The sequence below is a fragment of the Kitasatospora sp. SC0581 genome (assembly GCF_048159585.1).
Classification (GTDB): Bacteria; Actinomycetota; Actinomycetes; order Streptomycetales; family Streptomycetaceae; genus Kitasatospora.
In genome coordinates, this window is sequence record NZ_JBLRWA010000064.1 from 1 (window position 1) to 3,128 (window position 3,128).

4 protein-coding genes and 1 pseudogene are annotated in these 3,128 nt (G+C 69.4%); 3 read left to right on the top strand and 2 right to left on the bottom strand.

Annotated features, from left to right (window positions below):
* Positions 1-22 precede the first annotated feature (22 nt).
* A complete protein-coding gene (locus ACLWS4_RS36990; RefSeq protein ID WP_416876420.1) occupies positions 23-460 on the bottom strand; it encodes an ATP-binding protein in 438 nt (145 codons plus the stop codon).
* 198 nt (positions 461-658) lie between these two features.
* Between ACLWS4_RS36990 and ACLWS4_RS36995 the strand changes: the two are divergent.
* From ACLWS4_RS36995 to ACLWS4_RS37005, 3 genes and pseudogenes are all read left to right on the top strand, one after another.
* Positions 659-832 (top strand): annotated as a pseudogene (locus ACLWS4_RS36995) (helix-turn-helix domain-containing protein); the annotation flags it as partial.
* Between the two features lie 3 nt (positions 833-835).
* Entirely contained in the window at positions 836-1,804 is a 969-nt protein-coding gene (locus ACLWS4_RS37000; protein ID WP_416876422.1) for a transcriptional regulator, read from the top strand.
* A gap of 13 nt (positions 1,805-1,817) precedes the next feature.
* Positions 1,818-2,549 carry a 5-formyltetrahydrofolate cyclo-ligase gene (locus ACLWS4_RS37005; RefSeq protein WP_375875620.1) on the top strand — a complete coding sequence of 244 codons (732 nt, stop codon included), beginning with the start codon at positions 1,818-1,820 and terminating at the stop codon, positions 2,547-2,549.
* A 72-nt stretch (positions 2,550-2,621) separates the two neighbouring features.
* On the opposite strand, the gene ACLWS4_RS37010 is transcribed toward ACLWS4_RS37005, so the two are convergent.
* Positions 2,622-3,059: a hypothetical protein gene (locus ACLWS4_RS37010; protein ID WP_416876421.1), complete on the bottom strand. Its 438-nt coding sequence runs from the start codon at positions 3,057-3,059 to the stop codon at positions 2,622-2,624.
* Positions 3,060-3,128: the final 69 nt, after the last annotated feature.

Consider the following 3,128-nt stretch of genomic DNA (forward strand, 5'->3'; position numbering starts at 1 on the left):
ACCTGGGCAAGTTTGCTGAGTTTCACCGCGTGGCTCCCGTGTCGTCGGCGAGAACGCTCGCCCATACCTTCTTCGTCATGGCCGTCGTCACCACTCCCACGGCGAGCGCCAGGCGGTCGACGAGGATCAGTCCGCGGCCGTGTTCCCCGCAGGCGGTGAAGGCCCCGGGGAGCAGCCGGTCGGGCCGGGAATCCTCGACCTCGGCTCGGCAGGTACCGCCGCGCTCGTCAAGGCGCACCACGACGAAGTCGCCCGGGCCGCTGCCGTGCCGGATCGCGTTCGTCAGCAGCTCGGTGAGGACGAGCAGCAGGACGTCGGCGCGTTCGCCCCTCACGTCCCACCCCCACTTCCCCAGCTCTGACCGCACGCTGCGACGCACCGTGGGGACCAGGTCCGTATCCGCCCTGTATCGCCCTTTCCAGCGGCGTACGGTCGGGTGTTCGACGGCCACCATGTGCATCGCTCCCAGTGGGCGAAGAGGCTTCGGGTCGTGGGTCAACGGACCTCGCGCCGAAGGCACGACGCGCCCGATGCATTGCCTACGGAATCACCATCAACTTCCGATCACCAGGCCGGTTTTGGTGCGAATATGGTTCCCTTAGGGTTCAAAGTGGCCCGTGGCCTGCACTGTTGTTCGGCGTGGATCTCCGGGGGACTTATGGAGCAGCGACAGCTTGTCCGATGGCGGAGAGCCGCCGGCCTTACGCAGGAGCAGCTGGCCGAACTGCTGAACGTGAGCCTCTCCACCGTGCGCAGGTGGGAGCGCGGGCACGACAAGCCCCGGCCGTGGAGGTATCCGCCACTCGCCCGGGTGCTCAAGATTAAAGTCGCTGATGTGAGTGCCCTCTTCGACGGTCCGCCGGCCACCGTGGAGCTCAGTCAGGCGCCGAGCGCGCCGACCATCGCCGATCTGACCACGGTCCTCGAACTGCGCGAGGCGCACCTCGCGTTGTCGGCGCGCTACGAACTGGTCCCCAGCTCCGAACTGCTCGCCGAAGGAAGCGAACAACTCGCGCATCTCAAGCAGCTCGCCGAGCAGTCCCACTCCGGTCGCCTCACGCGGGACATGCTCGCCTTGCAGGCCGAGACCGCCATCCTGATGGGAAAGATCGTCTGGGACGCGAGCCAGCGCCGGGCTTGCGCCGCAGCCCGCGCGTACTACGATCAGGCCGCCCGCATCGGTGAGCGTCTGCGCGACCCAGCCGTGCAGGGCCATGCCCTCCTGCGGTCGGCGTACGTCGAGCTGTACGGAACGCGGGATGCCGAAGCCGGCCTGGTCCTGGCCCGGTCCGCCGCCACGGTGGCAGCACCGATCAGCCCAGCACTCGCGGGTCTCGCGCTGCTGCATGCTGGCGAGGCCCACGCGATGCTTCGCCAAGGACGCGAGTGCGACCGCGCGCTCGGCGAGGCGATCAGCACCCTCGAAACGGTCGATGCCACCGACATCGCCAGCGACCTCGGCGCCGTCGACCAAGTCGAGCGACTCGCCGGGTCGTGCCACCTCGAACTCGGGCAGCACCGCGCCGCGCAGAGACGGCTGGAAGCCGCGGCCAGTTCCGTTTCGATCGGCCCGAAGTCCCGGCCGATCGTGCTGGGCAACCTTGCCCGCGCCGCCATCGGGCAAGGCCAACTCGACGGTGCTGTCTTCGCGATCGGCCGGGCCATCGACGACCTTCAGACCGTCATGAGCGGTGGCGGAATCGGCGTGGTCGTCACCGCGGTCAGGGAACTCCGGCCGTGGCGAACCGCTCAGGAGGTGCAGGATGTTCAGGACAGGCTGTTCGACCTGATGGCTGCGCCGTAGAAGGGGAGCCTCCATGCCCAACAACGTCGAGGTGGACAAGGCCACGTTGCGACAGCGCGTGTGGAACGCGCTGGATGCCGCAGAGGCGGTTCGTGAACCAGCCCGCGACAGCATCCCCGACTTCCACGGCTCTCACGAGGCCGCAGAGCTGCTCGCCCAGCTTCCGGAGTGGAGGACCGCTTCGGTGGTGAAAGCCGTACCCGACACGGCGCAGGAACCGGTTCGGGCAATAGCCCTGCGGGAGGGGCGACTGGTCTACATGGCAGTCCCCCGGCTCGCCTTGCCGCATCCCTTCTTCGTCCTCGATCCGGCTGAGCTCAAGATCCCCGTTGAGGCTGCGGCGAACCGTCGCACTGCGGCGGCCGTCGCGCCGACGACCGACCTGGGCGACATGCGGCCCGTCGACCTGATCGTTCTCGGGAGCGTCGCCGCCGATCGCTCCGGAGCCCGGATCGGCAAGGGGGCCGGCTACTCGGACCTGGAGTACGCGCTGCTCGCCGAAGCCGGACTGGTGGGACCCGGCACCGTCATCGCGACGACGGTCCACCAGTTGCAGCTGGTGGACAGCGTCCCGACAACGGACCACGACGTCTACATGGACCTGGTGATCACTCCTACCGAGGTCATCAGGTGCCCGCCTCGCCCTCGTCCGGCCGGCATTCTGTGGGACCACCTCACCGAGGCGAAGATCCACTCGATTCCGGCTCTCATGGACCGGCGGCTCCGTCACGGCCGGACGACCTAGCGTGCTGACGCAGGCCGGTTACGCGCCGGAGCCCGTCTCCCGAAGGCGACGGGCTCCGTGAGCTCGTGGGGTCTACTCCCCGCCGAGCGCCAGCCGCAGGCGCTCGAACTCGTCACGGGGGACCGACTGCGTCGGCACGTAGAGCAGTTGCGTGACCGTCCGGTGGGTGCCTGGGTAGGTCCGGCGCTGGTAGATCCGCAGCCGGGGGAAGACGACGGTCTGCTCGGGGTAGCTGAGGTCGAACAGCTGCTCCAGGTCGTGGGGCAGCAAGGTGCCGTCCTCGTCCACCAGGTCGACGTGGCCGGAGGCCAGGGGCTGGTGGACGGCGATCCCCGGGGTCGTCGGCTCCGCCTGGTTCGGCTCCGGCGCGGCTGTGGGGCCGGGCGGCGGGTCGAGCGGCGCGGCGGCCGAAAGCTCGGCTGGCGGGGTCCCCAGGTCCGGGCCGTCCGCGCCGGCGGTCTTCGCCGCAGGGGCGGCGGCGGGCTTCGTGGTGGGCTTGCGGGCGGCCATCAGTGCGCCTTGAAGGTGCCGTAGACGAAGCTCTCGGGGCGCGGGACTTCGAGGCCGATGCGCTCGGAG